Source organism: Nonomuraea sp. B12E4, assembly GCF_039871825.1.
Taxonomy (GTDB): domain Bacteria; phylum Actinomycetota; class Actinomycetes; order Streptosporangiales; family Streptosporangiaceae; genus Nonomuraea.
The window spans coordinates 342,080-359,698 of the sequence record NZ_JBDPME010000007.1 but is presented as its reverse complement, the minus strand read 5'-3'; the positions used below and the strand labels follow the sequence as shown (position 1 = coordinate 359,698).

The 17,619-nt window shown below is 70.8% G+C and carries 18 protein-coding genes and 2 pseudogenes; 10 read left to right on the top strand and 10 right to left on the bottom strand.

The window, feature by feature from the left end; all coding sequences use genetic code 11:
• Nucleotides 1–25 precede the first annotated feature (25 nt).
• The 3 genes from ABGB18_RS19445 to ABGB18_RS19435 form a co-directional block, all read right to left on the bottom strand.
• Entirely contained in the window at nucleotides 26–2,005 is a 1,980-nt protein-coding gene (locus tag ABGB18_RS19445; protein WP_347696929.1) for a M14 family zinc carboxypeptidase, read from the bottom strand.
• A gap of 125 nt (nucleotides 2,006–2,130) precedes the next feature.
• Nucleotides 2,131–2,931, bottom strand: a complete 801-nt coding sequence (locus ABGB18_RS19440; RefSeq protein WP_347696928.1) for an IclR family transcriptional regulator C-terminal domain-containing protein — start codon at nucleotides 2,929–2,931, stop codon at nucleotides 2,131–2,133.
• A 93-nt stretch (nucleotides 2,932–3,024) separates the two neighbouring features.
• Nucleotides 3,025–4,485 carry an amidohydrolase family protein gene (locus ABGB18_RS19435; RefSeq protein WP_347696927.1) on the bottom strand — a complete coding sequence of 487 codons (1,461 nt, stop codon included), beginning with the start codon at nucleotides 4,483–4,485 and terminating at the stop codon, nucleotides 3,025–3,027.
• 161 nt (nucleotides 4,486–4,646) lie between these two features.
• Between ABGB18_RS19435 and ABGB18_RS19430 the strand changes: the two genes are divergently transcribed.
• From ABGB18_RS19430 to ABGB18_RS19410, 5 genes and pseudogenes are all read left to right on the top strand, one after another.
• Nucleotides 4,647–5,813 carry a CoA transferase gene (locus tag ABGB18_RS19430; RefSeq protein WP_347696926.1) on the top strand — a complete coding sequence of 389 codons (1,167 nt, stop codon included), beginning with the start codon at nucleotides 4,647–4,649 and terminating at the stop codon, nucleotides 5,811–5,813.
• Complete coding sequence (locus ABGB18_RS19425; RefSeq protein WP_347696925.1) at nucleotides 5,806–6,606, top strand: citryl-CoA lyase; 801 nt, start codon at nucleotides 5,806–5,808, stop codon at nucleotides 6,604–6,606. Before ABGB18_RS19430 ends, ABGB18_RS19425 begins: the two co-directional genes overlap by 8 nt.
• Entirely contained in the window at nucleotides 6,599–7,468 is an 870-nt protein-coding gene (locus tag ABGB18_RS19420) for an extradiol ring-cleavage dioxygenase (protein WP_347696924.1), read from the top strand. The genes ABGB18_RS19425 and ABGB18_RS19420 overlap by 8 nt, the downstream gene beginning before the upstream one ends.
• On the top strand, nucleotides 7,465–7,824 hold the full coding sequence (locus tag ABGB18_RS19415) for a hypothetical protein (protein WP_347696923.1): 360 nt from the start codon (nucleotides 7,465–7,467) through the stop codon (nucleotides 7,822–7,824). Before ABGB18_RS19420 ends, ABGB18_RS19415 begins: the two co-directional genes overlap by 4 nt.
• A 737-nt stretch (nucleotides 7,825–8,561) precedes the next feature.
• Nucleotides 8,562–9,708, top strand: a pseudogene (locus tag ABGB18_RS19410) (rhamnogalacturonan lyase); the annotation flags it as partial.
• A gap of 49 nt (nucleotides 9,709–9,757) precedes the next feature.
• Here the strand turns inward: ABGB18_RS19410 and ABGB18_RS19405 are convergent.
• The 4 genes and pseudogenes from ABGB18_RS19405 to ABGB18_RS19390 form a co-directional block, all read right to left on the bottom strand.
• A pseudogene (locus ABGB18_RS19405) lies at nucleotides 9,758–9,840 on the bottom strand (hypothetical protein); the annotation flags it as partial.
• 290 nt (nucleotides 9,841–10,130) lie between these two features.
• On the bottom strand, nucleotides 10,131–10,709 hold the full coding sequence (locus ABGB18_RS19400) for a site-specific integrase (protein ID WP_347696922.1): 579 nt from the start codon (nucleotides 10,707–10,709) through the stop codon (nucleotides 10,131–10,133).
• A gap of 99 nt (nucleotides 10,710–10,808) precedes the next feature.
• Nucleotides 10,809–11,117 (bottom strand): hypothetical protein, encoded by a 309-nt coding sequence (locus ABGB18_RS19395; protein ID WP_347696921.1) that lies wholly within the window; start codon nucleotides 11,115–11,117, stop codon nucleotides 10,809–10,811.
• Between the two features lie 58 nt (nucleotides 11,118–11,175).
• Entirely contained in the window at nucleotides 11,176–11,760 is a 585-nt protein-coding gene (locus ABGB18_RS19390; protein ID WP_347696920.1) for a helix-turn-helix domain-containing protein, read from the bottom strand.
• Between the two features lie 88 nt (nucleotides 11,761–11,848).
• On the opposite strand from ABGB18_RS19390, the gene ABGB18_RS19385 reads away from it, so the two are divergent.
• Both ABGB18_RS19385 and ABGB18_RS19380 read left to right on the top strand, forming a co-directional pair.
• Nucleotides 11,849–12,481: an NAD(P)H-binding protein gene (locus tag ABGB18_RS19385; RefSeq protein WP_347696919.1), complete on the top strand. Its 633-nt coding sequence runs from the start codon at nucleotides 11,849–11,851 to the stop codon at nucleotides 12,479–12,481.
• Nucleotides 12,482–12,483: 2 nt separating this feature from the next.
• Nucleotides 12,484–13,290: a GDSL-type esterase/lipase family protein gene (locus tag ABGB18_RS19380; protein WP_347696918.1), complete on the top strand. Its 807-nt coding sequence runs from the start codon at nucleotides 12,484–12,486 to the stop codon at nucleotides 13,288–13,290.
• A 390-nt stretch (nucleotides 13,291–13,680) separates the two neighbouring features.
• Here ABGB18_RS19380 and ABGB18_RS19375 read toward each other — a convergent pair whose 3' ends face one another.
• Complete coding sequence (locus ABGB18_RS19375) at nucleotides 13,681–13,839, bottom strand: hypothetical protein (protein WP_347696917.1); 159 nt, start codon at nucleotides 13,837–13,839, stop codon at nucleotides 13,681–13,683.
• A 19-nt stretch (nucleotides 13,840–13,858) separates the two neighbouring features.
• Between ABGB18_RS19375 and ABGB18_RS19370 the strand changes: the two genes are divergently transcribed.
• Both ABGB18_RS19370 and ABGB18_RS19365 read left to right on the top strand, forming a co-directional pair.
• Nucleotides 13,859–14,455, top strand: coding sequence for a hypothetical protein (locus ABGB18_RS19370; RefSeq protein WP_347696916.1), 597 nt, complete (start codon nucleotides 13,859–13,861; stop codon nucleotides 14,453–14,455).
• Nucleotides 14,456–14,548: 93 nt separating this feature from the next.
• Nucleotides 14,549–14,716, top strand: coding sequence for a hypothetical protein (locus ABGB18_RS19365; protein ID WP_347696915.1), 168 nt, complete (start codon nucleotides 14,549–14,551; stop codon nucleotides 14,714–14,716).
• Between the two features lie 58 nt (nucleotides 14,717–14,774).
• On the opposite strand, the gene ABGB18_RS19360 is transcribed toward ABGB18_RS19365, so the two are convergent.
• The gene (locus ABGB18_RS19360) at nucleotides 14,775–15,347 is read right to left on the bottom strand and encodes a hypothetical protein (protein WP_347696958.1); all 573 of its coding nucleotides are present in this window, start codon (nucleotides 15,345–15,347) and stop codon (nucleotides 14,775–14,777) included.
• Between the two features lie 462 nt (nucleotides 15,348–15,809).
• Between ABGB18_RS19360 and ABGB18_RS19355 the strand changes: the two genes are divergently transcribed.
• Nucleotides 15,810–16,472 (top strand): response regulator transcription factor, encoded by a 663-nt coding sequence (locus ABGB18_RS19355; RefSeq protein ID WP_347696914.1) that lies wholly within the window; start codon nucleotides 15,810–15,812, stop codon nucleotides 16,470–16,472.
• A gap of 90 nt (nucleotides 16,473–16,562) precedes the next feature.
• On the opposite strand, the gene ABGB18_RS19350 is transcribed toward ABGB18_RS19355, so the two are convergent.
• Nucleotides 16,563–17,546, bottom strand: coding sequence for a nucleoside hydrolase (locus ABGB18_RS19350; RefSeq protein WP_347696913.1), 984 nt, complete (start codon nucleotides 17,544–17,546; stop codon nucleotides 16,563–16,565).
• Between the last annotated feature and the right edge of the window lie 73 nt (nucleotides 17,547–17,619).

Here is a 17,619-nt window from a genome sequence, read left to right as displayed (position 1 = left end):
GCGGCCGTCCTGCGGTCGATGTCGATCAGCGGTCGCGGTAGTCGGCGGCCACCCCGATCAGCGAGATCAGGCCGGCGGCGAACTCCATCGCCTCCTGGTGCCCCTCACTGAACGGCGGCTGGAAGCCCACGCCCTCCCACCGCTGCGTGGTGGCGTTCCACAGGTCGGCGCCGACCTCGAAGTCCCAGCCGTAGATGCCGAAGTCGTACCAGAGCTCGTCGGCCGAGTTGCCGGCCGCCGAGTACAGCACGTCCGTCACGGGACCGGTCTGCTGCGGCCAGGTGACGGTGCCGCGCTCGGCCGCGATGGCCGTCTCGATGGTCTGGGCGGAGCTCAGGAAGTAGCCCTCCTCCTTGGCCGTCGGCCGGGGCAGGCTGACGCGGCCGTCCTGCTTGTACGCGCCGGGAGGCCACATGAAGTAGCCGCCGTAGCTGTGCACGTTCATCGCGAACTTGATGTTGCGGAACTTCTGCGCCAGCCAGATCACGTTGCGGCTCTCGGGCTCGGAGTGCTCGGCCGGACCGGCGAACGTGCCGCTCTGGCAGTTGGCCGAGGCGCCGAAGTACCCGTCGTGCAGCGAGCCGACGGCGTAGTTGCGGTTGACGTCCACGCCCCACTGGTTGCGCAGCGCCGGGTCGGACTGCTCGGCGGGGCAGTGGTTGGTCATGTTCTTACGCTGGCTGTTGAAGTCGTAGAAGCTGTAGTTCGCGCCGTCGGGGTTGACCACCGGCACGATGAAGATCTCGGTGCGCTCCAGCAGCCTCTTGGTGGCCTTGTCGCGGTCGTAGTTGCGCAGCAGCCGCTCGGCGGCCTCGATCGTGACCAGCGGCGTCACCCACTCGCGGGCGTGCTCCTGGGAGTAGGCCAGCACGCCGGTACGCGAGCCGTCCCGGCGCGTGCCGATGCGCAGCGCCAGCACCTCGGCGGGCTTGCGCGAGACGTCGGCGGGGGCGTTGAGGAAGTCGTCGAGCTGGGTCGCCGGGGCGGGGGCCATGACACCGGCGCCCGCGTCGGTGCGGTAGGTGGTGGCCTTGACGCCGAGGCCGGTGTTGGCGTTGATCGCGGCGGCGACCTGGGCGGCGGTGCTGGTGACCGCGCCGGAGCCGTCGGTGGCCAGGCTGACGGTGATGAGCTTGCCGTTCAGGCTCGCCTGCAGCGGCCGGTCGGCGGCGCCGGGATCGACCAGCTCGACCGACAGGTCGTTGCCGCCCTCGGAGCCGTAGGCGTTCGAGGTGACGACGACCGCGGCGGCCGGCGGCGTGCCGATCAGGGCCTGGGCGTGACGCCGGTAGCCGTTGGTCCGGTTCGGCAGTGTGATGATGTCGGTGAGCTTGGGGAAGCGCTGGTGCAGCGACTTGACCCGCTCATTGAGCTGCGCCGGCGGCATGTACTGGGTGATGAAGTCCTTCTGGTATCCGCGCCCGTTGTGGTCGGGGCGCTCGCCGCCGGGCCACTCCTTGACGCGGGCCTCGGCCTTGCCGCCGCCCGCGGAGGTGACGGTGACCCACTGCGGTTCCCTGTCCGTGGGGGCGGGGGTGTTGAACTGGTGGCCCAGGTACGCGCCCGCGTCCACGTACGGGACCATGGCCACCTGGCCGGTCGAGCCGTGCTTGCCCTTCCACGTCACGTTGAGCGTGGCGGCCTCACCGGCGCTGCTGGAGGCCTCGACGGACAGGAAGTAGCCGTCGCGGGACTCGAACCACACCGCCCGCTCGATGACGATCTGGTCCTTGGCCGCGGCGCCCTTCCGTGTCTGGGCGGGGGCCGGTGTTTCCGGGGCCATGGTCGCGCCGAGCGGCTGTAACTCGGCGAGCTGGCTCTGTGTGACGACGGCGTCCACCTGGATGCTGCCGTCGGCTTGGGGGCGCACTCGTTCGGTGAGGTCGGCGCCCGAGGCGACCAGCCGCTCCATGGCGGCGAGATCGGGAACAGACAACGTCACCAGCGAGGCCGGCTCGGGATCGGCCGGCCCGGCCACGGCTGGGACGGATGGCTCTGAAGCCACGAACGTCGTGATGACCATCGTTAAGACGACTGCGGACGCCCGTAAACCACGCATTTAACCCTCCTGGATCACCCGTATTGGGATCATTCAAGGCGGACTTATGCATACGGGCAAGACCTAGACGATCACGACGCCGTGACGTGCGGGACCGCCTCATACAGCGCCCAGTCGGCGCTGATCGCGCTCGCCGTCTTCAGCAGCAGCGGGAGATGCTCCTCGGTCAGCTTCTCGACGGAGGTCTCGGCGGCGTGGGCGTTGACGTTCACGGCGGCGATGACATTGCCCAGGCCGTCCCGCAGCGGCGCCGCCACCGACCGGATCCCCAGGGCGAGTTGCTGGTCCGTCACCGCCCAGCCCTTGGCCCGCACCGTGCGCAGCACCGCCTCCCGCTCCATGGCCTCGGGCCGCCACCTGGGCTCGATGCCCGAGCGGCCGGGCTCGGCGAGCACCCGCTCCACCTCGGCGGGCGGCAGCGCGGCCAGCAGCACCTTGCCCAGCGAGGTCTGCAGCGCCGGGAAGCGGGTGCCGATCTGCACCGACAGGGCGACGATCTTCGGCACCGACACCCTGGCGACGTAGACGATGTCGGAGCCGTCGAGCTGGGCGATCGAGGACGACTCGTGCGTCTGTGCGACGAGCCGCTCCAGGTGCGGCCGGGCCACCTCCCACAGCCCCATGGAGCGGACGTAGGTGACGCCCAGCTCCAGGATCCGCGGAGTGAGGGCGAAACCTCCCTGTTCCGCCCTGGCGTAGCCCAGCTCCTGCAGGGTGAGCAGGATGCGGCGGGCCGTCGGCCGGGCCAGCCCGGCCGCGGTCGCCACCTCGGTCAGCGACATGACCGGGCGTCCCGGCCGGAAGACCCTGATCACGTCGAGGCCGCGGGCCAGCGCCTCGATGAAGTCAGGTCCGGTGTCACCACGTGCCATGTACGCCCTCACTCGTTCGGATTCGCTCGGTCCGACTGTAAAGCCTCGTTCGCACACAGCAGTCGAGCCCCGTTCGCACGCAGCGGGTAGACGTCATCCGCCCGTGGAGCGGCTGTGGGTGGAGGAGCTGCGGTAGTCGGTGTACGTGTACGGATTGTCGAGGATCTTCGTGGCCGGGATGTCCGGGTTCATACCGCGCTGCCACGCCTCCTCCCCCATCTCCGAGCGCAGATACTCGACCGTGCGCTCGACCTGGCGGCGGGCGGCGGCCAGGTCCACCCCGATCAGGCGGTGCTCGTGCTTGACCACGCGGCCGTTGACCAGCACGGTGTGCACGTCACCGCGCTGCGCCTGGAACGCGATGTGGCCGAACGGGTTGAGCAGCGGGAACGACACCGGTGAGTGGTCGTTCTTGACGAGCACGAGGTCGGCCTTCCGGCCGGGCTCGACCGTGCCGAGGTCGTCGCGGCCGAGGGCGCGGGCGCCACCCCGGGTGGCCCACTCGACGACCTGGTCGGCGCGCAGGCCGCAGTGCGTGACGGTCTCGCCCTTGGCGTGCGCCTCCAGGTGCTCGCGCGAGCGGTCGGCGCCGAGGGTGGCGCGCATGGCGGAGAACAGGTCTCCACTCCACCAGACGCTGGTGTCCATGGACAGCGAGACCGGGATGCCGTGGGCGCGGATGGCCCAGGTGGGCGGGTAGCCCTGCCCGGCGCTCTGCTCGCTCTCCGTCGAGACCGAGACGGAGCCGCCGGTGGCGGCGATGCGGTGGTAGGAGTCGGCCGACAGCGAGGCGGCGTGCACGTAGACGGTCTCGGGGGTCATGAAGCCGTGGTCGTACATGAGCCGGATGCCGTCGTCGCCGGTGGCGCCCCACACGCCGGCGTGCGTGGTGACGGCGACGCCGAGCTCCCTGGCGACCTCGAAGGCGGGCTTCTCCGGGAAGGCCGGGTCGCCGAGCACGTCGAAGGCGAGCTGGAAGCCGAGCAGGTCGTCGCCGGTGCCCCGCCTGCGCACGAAGTCGCGGAACCCGGGCGTGGCGGTCCACTCGGCGGGCGGCTGCTGGATGTTGCCGTAGGCGAGCACGTACCGGCCCGGCACGGACTGCAGCGCGTCGGCGGCGGCGTCGGCGTGCTCCACCGTCCGCAGGCCGTGCGACCAGTCGACGACGGTCGTCACGCCGGCGTCGAGGGCCTCGATCGCGGCCAGGGTGTTGCCCGCGTGCACGTCCTCGGGCCGGAACAGCTTGCCGTGCTCCAGGTAGAACCAGACGAAGTACTGAGTGAGGGTCCAGTCGGCGCCGTAGCCGCGCATCGCGGTCTGCCACATGTGCCGGTGGGTGTCGATCATGCCGGGCATGACGATCCCGCCGGTGGCGTCGATCTCGACGGCGTCCGGCGGCGCCTCCAGCTCGGGGCCGACGGCGGCGATCCGGTCGCCGGTGACGAGGACGTCGGTGCGGGGCAGCACCCGCCCGCCGTCCGTGGGTAACCCGCCGACGGGCAGCACCGTGCCGCCGCGCAGCACCACGGGCCGCCCGGCCTCGAACTCGTTCATGGGACGCTCCTCGCTTGCGAACAACTGTCCGCTCTACGGTCAACGTCACTCTGAACAGCGTGCCAGCCTCTGTCAAGGTGTTGACGAGGAGTCGCGGTGGATGCTGGGATCACGGTCAGGCGGACATTCGTCCGCTGGACGGACGCGAGGAATGGAGCTCGATGACTGAGGCCAGGGCGCAGGGGCCGCTGTCGGGCGTGCTGGTGGCCGACTTCTCCAGGATCCTGGCCGGGCCGTACGCCACGATGCTGCTGGCCGACCTCGGGGCCGACGTGGTCAAGGTGGAGGGCCCCGGCGGGGACGACACCCGGTCGTGGACGCCGCCCGCGCGGGACGAGGTGTCCACCTACTATCTCGGGGTCAACCGCGGCAAGCGCTCGATCGCGCTCGACCTGCGGGACGAGACGGACGCGGGGCTGGCCAGGGAGCTGGCCCGGCGCGCGGACGTGCTGGTGGAGAACTTCCGGCCCGGCGGGCTGGCCAAGTACGGCCTCGACCACGCCACGGTGGCGGCCGGCAACCCGGGTGTGGTCTACACGTCGATCAGCGGGTTCGGGTCGGGCGCCGGGGCGCGCGTGCCGGGATACGACCTGATGGTGCAGGCCATGTCGGGGCTGATGAGCCTGACCGGGGAGCCGGACGGGCCGCCGTACCGGGCCGGGATCTCGGTGTTCGACGTGATGGCGGGCAACCACGCCGTGATCGGCATCCTGGCGGCACTGCGTCACCGGGAGGCCACCGGGCAGGGGCAGCACGTCGAGGTGAACCTGCTGTCGTCGGCGCTGACGGGGCTGGTCAACCAGAGCTCCGCGTACGTGGCGGGGGACGTGGTGCCGTTCCGGATGGGGAACGCGCATCCGAGCGTGTTCCCGTACGAGCCGCTGCCGACGGCCGACCACGAGCTGATCGTCGCCGCCGCCAACGACGGGCAGTTCAGGAAGCTGTGCGAGGTGCTCGGCATTCCCGAGGTGGCGGGCGACCCGCGGTTCGCCAGGAACGCCGCGCGGACCGCCAACCGGGCGGAGCTGCGGCCGCTCCTCGTCGAGCGGCTCGTCACCCGGCCCGCGGACGAGTGGTTCGAGCTGCTGGTCGACGCCGGGGTGCCGAGCGGGCCGATCAACACGATCGACGGCGGGTTCGCGGTGGCGGAGCGGCTCGGGCTCGATCCGGTCGTCGTGGTGGGCGAGGGCGAGCGGGCGACGCCGACCACGCGGCACCCGATCCGGTTCTCCGAGACCCCCGCCGGGTACGCGCTGCCGCCGCCCGACCTCGACGAGCACGGGACCGAGCTGCGCGAATGGCTGGCGCGGGAGAGCGGGAATGGCTGACTACCCGACCGCCCTGGGGGCCTCCACGCCCACGTCGATCACGCTGCTCGGGCAGGACCTGGCCACCGATGTGATGGGGGAGGTGGGCTTCGGCGAGCTGGCCTTCTGGCTGGCCACGCAGCGCCGCCCGGCGCCCGGCGAGACGCGGGTGTTCGAGGCCGTGCTGGCCGCGCTGGCCGACCACGGGTTCACGCCCACCGCGATCGTGACGCGGCTGACGTACCTGTCGGCGCCCGACTCCGTCCAGGGGGCGCTGGCGGCGGGGCTGCTCGGCGGCGGGTCCCGCTTCCTGGGCGTGACCGAGGACTGCGGCCGGTTCCTGCACGACGTGGTCGCGGCGTGCGATCCGGTGCCGGCCGACGAGGCGGGCTGGGACGCGCTCGCGCTGGAGACCGTACGCGGGTGGCGAGAGTCGGGGCGGCGCGTCCCCGGGCTCGGCCACCACGTGCACAAGGACGGCGACCCGCGCACGCCGCGGCTGTTCCAGATCGCCCGCGAGGAGGGGCTGGCCGGGCCGCACCTGTCGCTGTTCGCGGCCATCGGCCGGGTGCACCCGGCCGTCCTGGGCCGCACCCTGCCGCTCAACGGCGCCGGCACGTGCGGCGCGGCGCTGGCCGACCTGGGGCTGCCGCTGGAGCTGCTGCGCGGGTTCGCGCTGCTGGCGCGCACCGCGGGGCTGATCGGGCAGCTCGCCGAGGAGCTGCGCCGCCCCGTGGCCAACGAGATCTTCCTGTCGGTGGACCTGAACAACCGGTCCGTCCCGCCCGAGCCCAACGGAGGTTCGCATGGCTGAGGTCGTCGCGGTCATCGCATCCACCCACCATCCCTTCTACTACCGTGCCAGCACCTCCACCGGGGAGGACCGGCCGCCGTTCGCCGACGAGTGGGTACGCAAGGTGGAGGCGTTCCGGCAGACGCTGACCAGGGCTGATCCCGACGTGCTGGTCATGGTCGGGTCCGACCACTTCCACCAGTTGTGGCTGGACAACATGCCGCAGTTCCTGGTCGGCAAGGCGCCCTTCTACGACGCCAACTTCCACAACGAGGAGCGCGAGTTCGGCCTGCCCCGGATGCTGTTCGAGGGGCAGGAGGACCTGTCGGCGTACATCCTGCGCGAGGGCCTGGACGCCGGCTTCGACCTGGCCTTCTCCAACGAGCTGCGGATCGACCACTCGATCACGTGCCCGATCATCACCCTGCGCCCGCAGAACGACCTGCCGATCGTGCCGGTCTACACCAACATCTTCGCCCCTCCCCTGCCGCGGCCCGGCCGGTTCGTGGAGCTGGGGCGCACGATCCGGCAGCTCGTCGAGTCCTGGCCGGCCGACCGCCGGGTGGCGATCATCGGCACCGGGCACCTGTCGCTGGAGCTCGGCGGGCCGCGCCAGTTCGGGCCGCACGGGCCGGACCCGGAGTTCGACCGCAAGGCCGTCGAGTGGATCTCGACCGGAGACATCGAGGGATGCCTGTCGGAGGTGACCCTGGACAGCCTGTGGGAGCCGGGCAACGCCACCCACGGGTTCATGGACTTCATGCTGATGATGGGCGTGGCGGGCGAAGGGCGTAAGGCCGACTACGTGGACACCTACGACCTGTTCCACACCATGGAGGCGTACTTCACCTGGTACCCGGCGAGCGGAGGCGGCCGCGCATGAGCAAATACCTGCTGAACAAGTTCCTGTTCACCGTCGATCGCGATCCCGAGCTGGTCGAACGCTACCGGGAGGCGCCGCGGGCCACGGTGGAGATGTGGGAGTCGGAGTACGCCAACCGCATCCTCGGCTGCCACGCCGGCGAGTCGTCCACCTGGCTGCGCTTCGACGACGTCGAGCGCGAGGCGCTGGCCGCGCACGACTATCCCAAGCTGTTCGAGCTGGGGGCGCATCCGTTCCTCACGCTCACGCTGTTCATCGCGATGTTCGAGCGCGACCATCCGCCGCTGGGCTTCCAGTTGGAGTACGCGCGGCGGTTGTCCCACGTGCGGCTGCCGTATCCGGACATCGCCACCTGATGCGCCCCGTGATGCGCCCCGTGATGCGCCATGTGATGCGCCACGTGATGCGTGCTGCCGGGATCTCCACATGATGCGTGCCGCCCGGATCTCCGCGTGCGGCCGGCCGCCCGAGGTCGCCGACGACCGGCCCGAGCCCGTGCCCGGCCCCGGCGAGCGGCTGGTCCGGGTGCTGGCCGCGCCGATCACGCCGCTGGACCTGCTCTGCGCCACCGGCACCTCCTACTTCGGCGCGCCCGCGCTCCCCTACGTGCCGGGCGTGCAGGGGGTCGGGATCGCGGACGACGCCCTGGTGTGGTTCCCGACCCCGGCCGGGGATGGCGCCGGGGGACGGGAGCATGGCGGCCTACGCCCGCGTGCCCGCCGCGGACCTCGTGCCGCTGCCGGCCGGCACCGACCCGTTCGCCGTGGCCGCGCTCGGGCTGTCGGCCGTGGCCGCCCACCTGGCGCTGACCTGGCGCGGCGAGCTCGCGGCGGCGGCGTTGCGGACGCTGCGCCAGGGCGGGCGGCTGGTGAACCTGGGCGGATCGGGGTCCGAGACGTGCCCGATCGACTCGGCCACGCTGCGCAGCCGGTCGCTGCGGGTGCTCGGCTACACCAACAACGAGCTGACCCGGGAGCAGCGGGCCGCGGCCGTGACGCTGGTGGCGGAGCAGGCGGCGCTCGGGCGGTTGACGGTGGCGCACGAGGTGCTGCCGCTGGCGGAGGCGGGCCCGGCCTGGGAGCGGGCGGCCTCGACCGGCGAAGGAGTGTTCCTGAGCTGGCGGCTGCTCGGCGACGAGGTGTCCGGACACGGCGTGACGGGCATGACGGGCGCGGGCACCGCCGCCTCCGAATACCGTGTCGCGCCGATCACCAAGGGCCAGGAAGGCCGGCGCAGCGCTCCGGCCACGCCGTGGATTGAATCGTTTTATGATCTGAAGCTGCGTAAACCCGCCGACCGGGGTGACGCCGGCCGGTGAGGCCTACACCTACGCGGCCAACGACCTCAGCGTCGGCGACATGGACGGCGACGGCCAGTACGAGTACGTCGTCAAGTGGGACCCGTCCAACTCCAAGGACGTCTCCCAGCGCGGCTACACCGGCAACACCGGCAACACCTACGTGGACACCTACGTGGACACCTACGCGCTGGACGGCACCCTGCGCTGGCGGCTCGACCTCGGCGTCAACATCCGCTCCGGGGCCCACTACACCCAGTTCCCGGTCTACGACTTCGACGGCGACGGCCGCTCGGAGATGATGCTCAAGACCGCCCCCGGCACGAAGATCATCCGCTACGGGAGCCGCGGCCAGGTCGTCTCCGAGCGCTACATCACCATGCCGAAGCAGGACGTCAAGGCCGGCTACGCGCACACCGCATGAGCGCGGCGGACTACTTCGACCACGTCGTCGACATGTTCGAGAGCTGGCACAAGCATCCCGAGGTGGTCGCCGGGCACTGGCCGGCCACGCTTGAGCAAGCCTTCGGCATCGAGCCGACGCACGAGTACCCGCTGTCCCACGACGACGCCGTGGAACTCGCCGACTATTTCATCGACGTCTACGCCCCCCAGCCGCAGCGCCAACAACCGGCTGCGCGAGTTCGCCGGATTCGTCGTCAGCGGCCCCGAATACCTGTCGGTGCTGGAGGGCGCCACCGGCAAGGAGTTGCAGACGGTCCCGTACATGCCGGGCCGCGGCGACGACGGCCTGATGTGGGGCGACTACGCGATGGCTCGCATCGAGCCGGGCAACCGCGTCGACAGGTTCCTGTCCTCCGTCGCCTACCTCGACGGCGGGAACCCGTCGGCGATCTTCGCCCGCGGCTACTACACGCGCACCACGCTGGCCGCCTACGACTGGGACGGCAGGCGGCTCAAGCAGGTCTGGTGTCTCGCCGATCTTCTTGGCCGCCGCGGCCTGCGCCTTCACCTCGGTGGGGAAGGAGGTGACCTTCGTCTGGCCTGCCTCGCCGATGCGCCCGTAGGTGATCGTGACCTGCGTGCCCACCGCGGTCACGTCGTACACGCTCATGCACGACCCCCAGTAGGCCCCCCACTCGGGTCGGCGCGACCAGCCCAAAGTAACTCTCTGTAGTTGTCGTTACCGTATGTGTCTGAAGCTGCTGAACCGAACGGCTGGCAGGGGAAGTAGTCCCGCAGCAGCCTGCTGGCCGTAGGAGGGTTCCAGGCCTTGCCGAAGTTTTTGATCACGCTGTCTCCTCTCTGAGCTCGCCGTCGGGTACGGCCACGGGCATGAGCAAGCACACACCGATGGACAAGGCCCGGGACTCCTGTAGCTCCGGCGAGCCGCCACTCAATTGATCAGTGGGTGCGGCGGCGGGGCGCCAGGACCTCGGTGACCTTGGCGATGGCTTCTGGGCCGGGTTTGACGTAGCGCATGGCGGTGCGGGGGTTCTTGTGGCGGGTCTTGCCCATGATGAGCTGCAGCGGTACTTCGGCGTCGCCGAGGTGGGTGGCAGCGCTGTGGCGCAGCTGGTGCAGGTCGAGCCCGGCGTATTTGTCCAGCAGGACGCGGGCGCGGTCGTAGCCGAGGCGGGCGCGGCCGGTGTGCGGGCAGATGTCGCCGGCGGCCGGACGGCGGGCGGGGACCGGGCGGCGTTCGGACAGGAACAGCGGACCGTGCGTGCGCGTGCTGCCGTCCGGGAGCCGGAGGAGCCGGGGCAGCAGGTGGGCGGTCCCGGTGTCCCAGTACACCCACTCGGTGGCGCCGCCCTTGGAGCGGACGGGGGCGCGCCGGTGCTCCAGGTCAAGGTCCTCGACATTGAGTGCCAGGATCTCGGCGGCCCGGGCTGCGGTCTCGTAGAGCATCCGCCACAGCGTCTTTTCGCGCAGCGGGATGTCGCGGCGCGACAGCAGCCGGTGGATGGTGGTCCTGGCCACGGCGCGAGTCTCGTCGGCGGGCGTTCGCACAGCGCGCGGGCGACCGACAGGACGGGCGGGACGGCTCCGCCGCCTGCCCAGGTGGCGAACAGGAAGTTCTCAGGCATTGTTTCTCTTTCGTGGGTCGATCGAGGTCAGCAGGTCGCGCATGGCGCGCTCGGCATCCTCGCCGCGCCCGCTCAGCTCGGCCCGCTGGGCGGGGTCGTTGAGATAGGCCAGGCTGGTGTCGTCGAACTGCAGGTAGGTGCAGCCCAGCTCGCCGATCCTGCGAACCTGCTCGGCGTAGGCGGCGCTGAGGTCGTGCCAGAACTCCTCGATGTCGGGGTAGATCGCCGGGTCGATCGCGGCGGTAGTGGGGGTTCCCGGCCATCGAGCTCCCCGGCTCGCCACCGCTGAGCGGCGGCCCACAGTTCTGGCGCCTCGAGATCGGGTCGCCGGGACAACCGCGCCCTGGGGGCACCCGATCTCAGGGGGCGAGGGACGTGTACAGGGTGCGGGCGAAAGCGGCGGCCGCCTCGTGGGGGTCGGGGTGTGCGGGGGTGGACATATGGCCGAGGAAAGCCTGCTGGAAGCAGGCGCCGATCAGGAGACCCGCGGCGGCCTGGGCGTCCGCGGCCGGGTTCAGGCGGCCCTGTTGCTGTTCGGCGCGCAGGTATGCGGCGATCGCTTCGTTGACCTTGTGGGGGCCGACGTCCTTGCGCCGTATCTCGGCCTTGTGCGCGGCGAGGGTGTCGGGGTCGGCGAACATCGAGGCGAACATGGGGAAGCCGCCGCTGTAGAAGGTGATCGCCGCCGCGGCGATGGCGGTGAGGGTGTCCACGACGTCTCCGGTTCCGGCCTTGCCGTGCAGCGCCTCGGCCAGCCAGCCGAAGCCGGGTGAGCGTTCGCGCATCACTGCGACGAGTAGGTCGGCCTTGTTGGTGAAGTGCTTGTAGAGGGCGGCCTCGGTGAATCCGGCGGTGCGGGCGATCTGTCGCGTGGTCACGTTGGCCAGGCCTTGCTCCGCCATGACGGCGGCGGCCGCGTCGAGGATCGCGTCCCTGGTGCCCATTGCTGCTCCTTCGCACTTGACGGAGTTAGTAAACGCTCGCTAACGTCACTCTATCAGTTAGCGAGCGTTTACTAACCAGGAGTCCCTGATGAAACTTGCCATCTTCGGCGCAACCGGCGGCACCGGACAGCAGCTGCTCGACCAGGCACTCGCCGCCGGCCACCATGTCACCGCGATCGTCCGCGACCCGACCCGGCTGCGCCGGCCGGACCGCCCCAGGCTCGACGTGGTGACCGCTGAATTGATGGACGCCGACGCGATCGGCGCCGGCGTGACCGGCCGGGACGCCGTAGTGTCTACCCTGGGGCCCAGGCCGGGCGCGGGCGGGTCGGTGTGCGCCGAAGGCGCCCGCGCGATCATGACGGCGATGCGAGCCACCGCAACCCGCCGCCTGATCGTCGTCACCGCCAGCGGGCACATCGTCGACGAGGGCGACGACCTGCTGAACCGAGCCCTGGTCAAACCTCTGCTACGCCGTTTCCTGCGGGAAGGATTCGCCGACTTCGCCCGCACCGACGAGGCCGTCCGCTCCAGCGGCCTGGACTGGACGATCATGCGGCCTCCGCGCCTGACCAACGGCGAACGCCGCCCCTACCGCACCGCCATCGACCGCAACGTGCGCCGCGGCATCACCATCGCCCGCGCCGACCTGGCCCACGCCATCCTTGCCGCACTCGCCGACCCTGCCACCGTCGGCCACAGCATCAGCCTGGGGTACTGACCATGAGAAGACGGATCGTCATCTCCGTGATCCTGCTGCTGTCCGTCGTGCTCACCGGCACCGGCGCCGTGGCCTATCTCACCTTCCTCCGCCCGCCCGACAAGTCCCCGGCCGACCTGTGCGCTCAGGGCCGGCCGGGCGAGCGTCCCCGCGTGGTCGCGGCGGGCGCCAGTATGACCCAAGGCACGCTCGGCGCGGACTGGGTGGCGGCCCTGCGCGCACGGCCCGAACACCGCGCATACGAGTTCGTCAACGCGGGCATCAACGGCAACACCACCGCCGACCTGCTACAGCGCCTCGACACCGACATCCTGGCATGCCAGCCGGCCGCGGTCCTGATCCTGATCGGCACCAACGACGTCCGCAACGACGTGGCGCTGGAGCGCTACCGGGCCAACCTCAGCGCGATCATCGCCCGCATCCAGACCCGTACCGCCGCGCGGATCGCCGTGATGTCCCTGCCGCCACTCGGCGAGGACCTGGACACAACGATCAACCGATCGCTCGCCGGATACAACGCCGCGATCAAGGAAATCGCCCACCGGGCACAGGTCCACTACCTGCCCGTGCATGAGCACATGGCCGACCACCTGCGGACACAAGGCACACGGCAGTCGTACGCCTTCAGTTTCCCGCTGGCCTTCGCCATCGCCGCCCAGCACTACCTGCTTGGGCGCAGCTGGGACGAGATCGCCCGCGACAACGGGCGCGACCTCCTCGTGGACCACGTGCACCTCAACGACCGCGGCGGAGCGATCGTCGCCGATCTCGCTTCTCGCTGGCTGTCCGAGCGGCCCGCCGCCTTCTAGCTTAGCTAGTGCGACAGCCGCATCAGCCCGTCCACGTGACCAGCGCGCCGGGCCGAACCCTGGCCACCCGAGTACCACGAAATCCTCGAAAGGCCCCAGGGCGGCGGCCCGGTCGCCCGCCACGGGGACGCCTTCGAGGCAGGTGTGTAACAGGCGGCGCAACCCGGCCACGTCCCCGAACACGCTGACCTGCCCGTCGGCGCAGGTGATGAGGTGGAAGCATCAAGAGCGCCCGCGCTCTGGCGCGGGCACCTCTGATGCCCTCGACTTCTCCGCCCGGGCAGGTCGTTAGCGACGACACCACAACCAGCGCCGCGACCGCCGGGGGCTGGCAACCCATCCGCCGCATCACCCGGGTTCCGACTCCCGCCTGACCAGTGTTGCGCTCGATTAGCCGGGCGGGCTGAGCGCGACGCCGTCCAACTCCAGGTGGCGGTTCATGTCGAGCTCGAAGCGTCCGTACAGGTTCAGATGGGACCAGAACAGCGCGGTCAGCCCGCGCCGGTCGGCCGCGCTCAGCCGTTTTCGCCAGGCCGCATCGCGCAGCACGATCTGGATCAGGTGCGTGTTGGAGAAGGCGAACCCGACGATTGAGGCGCCGTGGGTATCGGTGTACTGGCGATCGATCTTGCTGGGCCGTCGCGGCGGTGAACTCCCGCTCGAACAGCGCCTCGGCCGCGCCCGCCAGCCGTTCGATCTGCTTGGGCGTGGGAGGATCAGTCCGTTCCTCCCGGCAGCGGGCCAGCAGCGCGGCACGCAGCCGCTCCCGCGACGTCTCCACTGGGCAGATCTCGTCGGCCAGCCAGAACGTCAGCTTGTCCTCGTCGGCGACCGTCGGCTCACGAAAGCCGTGAAACCGGCGGATCTGCGCCCGGTGATATTCGATCGTGCTGCCCGACCAGCGGTACTCGGCGAACAGCGCCGCATCGACCTTCACCTGGCCCGCCATGTAGTCGACCGCGGCCTTCGGCACGTCCTCCCGGCGCGGGAAGCGGCCCTCAAGCTCGAAGTACTTCAGCATCAAGCCGAACCCGAGACGGGTGGCGCCGCTCTTGTTCGCCAGCAGTTCGGCCTCGGCCTCATCCAGTGTCCAGCACTCGATGAGGTCCTCCAGCTCCCACTCTCTGCGCATCGGCAGGGATCCCTTCTCCCCCGATCGCTTTGAAGATTCGAAAGCACCCTGCTCGCACCGATGCCGCAACGGTTCGGTACCGCCCATCTGCGACCGTCACGTATCAGACTTGAGACATTACAAAGAGTGACTTGGGGGCTGGTCACACCGACCCGAGTGGGGGCCCAGTACCGGGTGGACGTGGCCAGGCAGCAGACCTCCTACAACCAGCCGGCGTACCCGAGGTTCTACCTCGGCTCGGACATCGACTGGTCCAAGGTGCCGGTCCCGGACATCCGCACGTCCAGGGACTGACCGGCGGCGACGCAAGAAGGGCGCCCCGGCACCGGGGCGCCCTCCACGATGTCCGGGGTCAGCGGGACGGCGGCTTCACCAGCACCGGCCGGACCGGGACCGTGTCCCTCCTGGCCCAGGCGCCGGTGGAGAAGGCGACCGGGTAGCCCTTCAGGCCGACGCCGTCCCCCCACCTGGTGATCACGTAGTCCACCTTGATGTGCCCCTCGCCACCTACCCCTTCGACCTGCAGCGACTCGGGGTCGAAGGTGCCGCCGGTCAGCTTGGCGAAGGTCTTGGCGTCCAGGTCGAGCATCACGCCCCGGCTGGAGGGGTTGCCGGGGCCGCGGTCGCCCACGAAGAACGGCATCTTCCTGCCCTTGTAGACGACATAGCCCTGCGTCATGAGCGGCCAGCTCGGGCTGGCCACCAGGCCCTCCTGCATGGGCTTGCCCACCGCCGGCAGGCCGGTGTCACCGGCGCGGCCCGAGGCGTCGTCCCAGAAGTAGGACGCCGTCGTGGTGCCCTGCAGCATGACCTGCTGCCCGACGGCCGCGGCGTCGGCGTGTGTGTGGGTGGTCGCGACACCGGCGGTCACGGCGCCGAGAGTACAGGTGGCCAGCACGACAAGGGAACGCAGGCGGGCGGTCATCGTCACGTGAGATCCTTCGGGCAGGGAACGTGGACTTGGCGCTCGCTTTGATGAACAGGAAATCGGGCGGCCGGCGTGGGACGCCTCGGTGGAGCGCTGTCGGCGGTCGGCTCCTTCCGACCGAGCCGGGGTTCAGCCGCCGATGAGACCCCAACATAAACCTCAAACTGGACATATCCAAATAAAAAGACATAAATCCGGCAAAGATCTACCGGGGCGGGTAAAGGGCCCGTGCAGACCACGGCAAGCCCACTGGGGCCTCTCGGACGGCTGGGCGAGACCAGCCGGCGATGGGCCTCCCCGCTTCCGGCAGGGCCTGCTGGGCGGTCGATGCGCGCCAGGGCGCGCAGGCGGGCGCCGCCGGTCACACCGTCCCGGCCGGGTGTTTTGTCTTGAATGGCGAGCCGCCGTGGGAAGCTTTACCTCGTGACCAGGGCCCGGTTGGCTCGGGAGGAGCAGAGCTTGTCAGCAGCGCCCGTGATTCGTGTGGTGATCGTGGACGACGACCCGATGGTCCGTACGGGGCTGCGCCTCATCCTCGGCGGCGAGCCCGACCTGGACATCGCCGGAGAGGCCCCGGACGGCAAGCGGGCCATGGCCGTGGTCCGCGACCTCGCGCCCGACATCGTGCTGATGGACATCCGGATGCCCCAGCAGGACGGCCTGACCACCACCGAGCGCCTGCTGGCCCGGCCGTCACCGCCGCGCATCCTGGTGCTGACCACGTTCGACGCCGACGACCTGGTGCTGCGCGCCCTGCAGCTCGGCGCGCACGGCTTCCTGCTGAAGGACACGCCGCCGCCGCGGATGATCGCGGCGGTGCGGGCCGTGGCGCGGGGCGAGCCGGTGCTGTCCCCGACCGTCGCCCAGCAGGTCATCGCCGCCGCGACCGGCCGCTACGAGCCGCACCGCCCCGAGGCCGTGCGGGAGCTGGCCCGGCTCACCGAACGCGAGCGTGAGGTCGCGATCGAGGTGGCCAGGGGCAGCTCCAACACCGAGATCGCGGCGGCCCTGTCGGTGAGCGTGGCGACGGTGAAGGCCAACATCACCCGCATCTTCACCAAACTCGGCACCGACAACCGCGTCCACGTCGCCATGAGGGTCCGCGACGCCGGCCTCCTGTGACGCCCGCCCACCACCACGGATGAGCCGCCGCTACGGCCAGTGACGGCCACGCCGGGCGCCGCGGCCGCAAGGTATGCACCGAACCGTCCGCTACGGATGCCCCACGCCGGCCGGCACCGTGCCCGCCAGGGTGTCCAGGAACAGCTTGCGGTAGCGGGGAGCGTCCACGCCGAGCGCGACATCGATCCCGCGCGCGGACTCGGCCAGCCCGTGCGCCACGTCCTCCCCCGGGATGATCCGCCGGTCCACCAGCGTCTGCCCCCGGCTGCGGCCGGGCGCGAGCTCCACGCTCACCGGCAGCCGCTCGGTGGTCAGCCCCTCCGGGTCGGCCAGCGCGCACAGCGCGCCCGCGTCGCCGAGCAGCCCGTCCCCGGCCACCCGCGGATCCACGCCGCAGATGGCGATCTGGTGCAGCAGCAACCGGCCCGCCAACCGCGTGCCCGGCTCCTCGTGCCCGGACAGGGCCTCGCACGTGGCCGCGTCCACCGAGACGTGGTAGTAGACGTCCAGCCCGTACATCGTCACCGGGACGCCGGAGTCCAGCACGATCGCCGCGGCCTCCGGGTCGTGCCACACGTTGAACTCCGCGACCGGCGTGGCGTTGCCGATGGAGGCGCTGCCGCCCATGACGACCAGCCGCTCGATGTTGCCCGCCACCTCGGGGTGGGCGCGCAGCAGCAGCGCCAGGTTGGTGAGCGGCGCCAGCCCGGCGATCATCACCGGCTCGGGGGCGCTCAGGATGGTGTCCCGCAGCAGCTCCAGGGCGGGCCGGGAGCTCGCCGTGCGGGCCGGGGCGGGCAGGCCGAGGTCGGCCAGCCCGTCCGCACCGTGGATGTGCCCGGCGTCGCGGGCCCGCTCGACCAGCGGCCGGGTGGCCCCGGCGCTCACCGGCACGTCCGCCGGTGCCCCGGCCGCGTCCAGCACTTTCAGGGTGTTGGTCACCACCTGGTCGAGCCCGGCGTTCCCGGCCACGCAGCTCACCGCCCGCAGCCGCAGCCCCGGGTGGCGTACGGCGAAGATGATGGCCAGCGCGTCGTCCACACCGGTGTCCACGTCCAGAATCAGGTCTTTCATCCCGTCCCTTCCTCAACAGGGGATGTACCCGAGCCATCCCACCACCCGGCATCCGCCGGGCCCCGATCGGGGT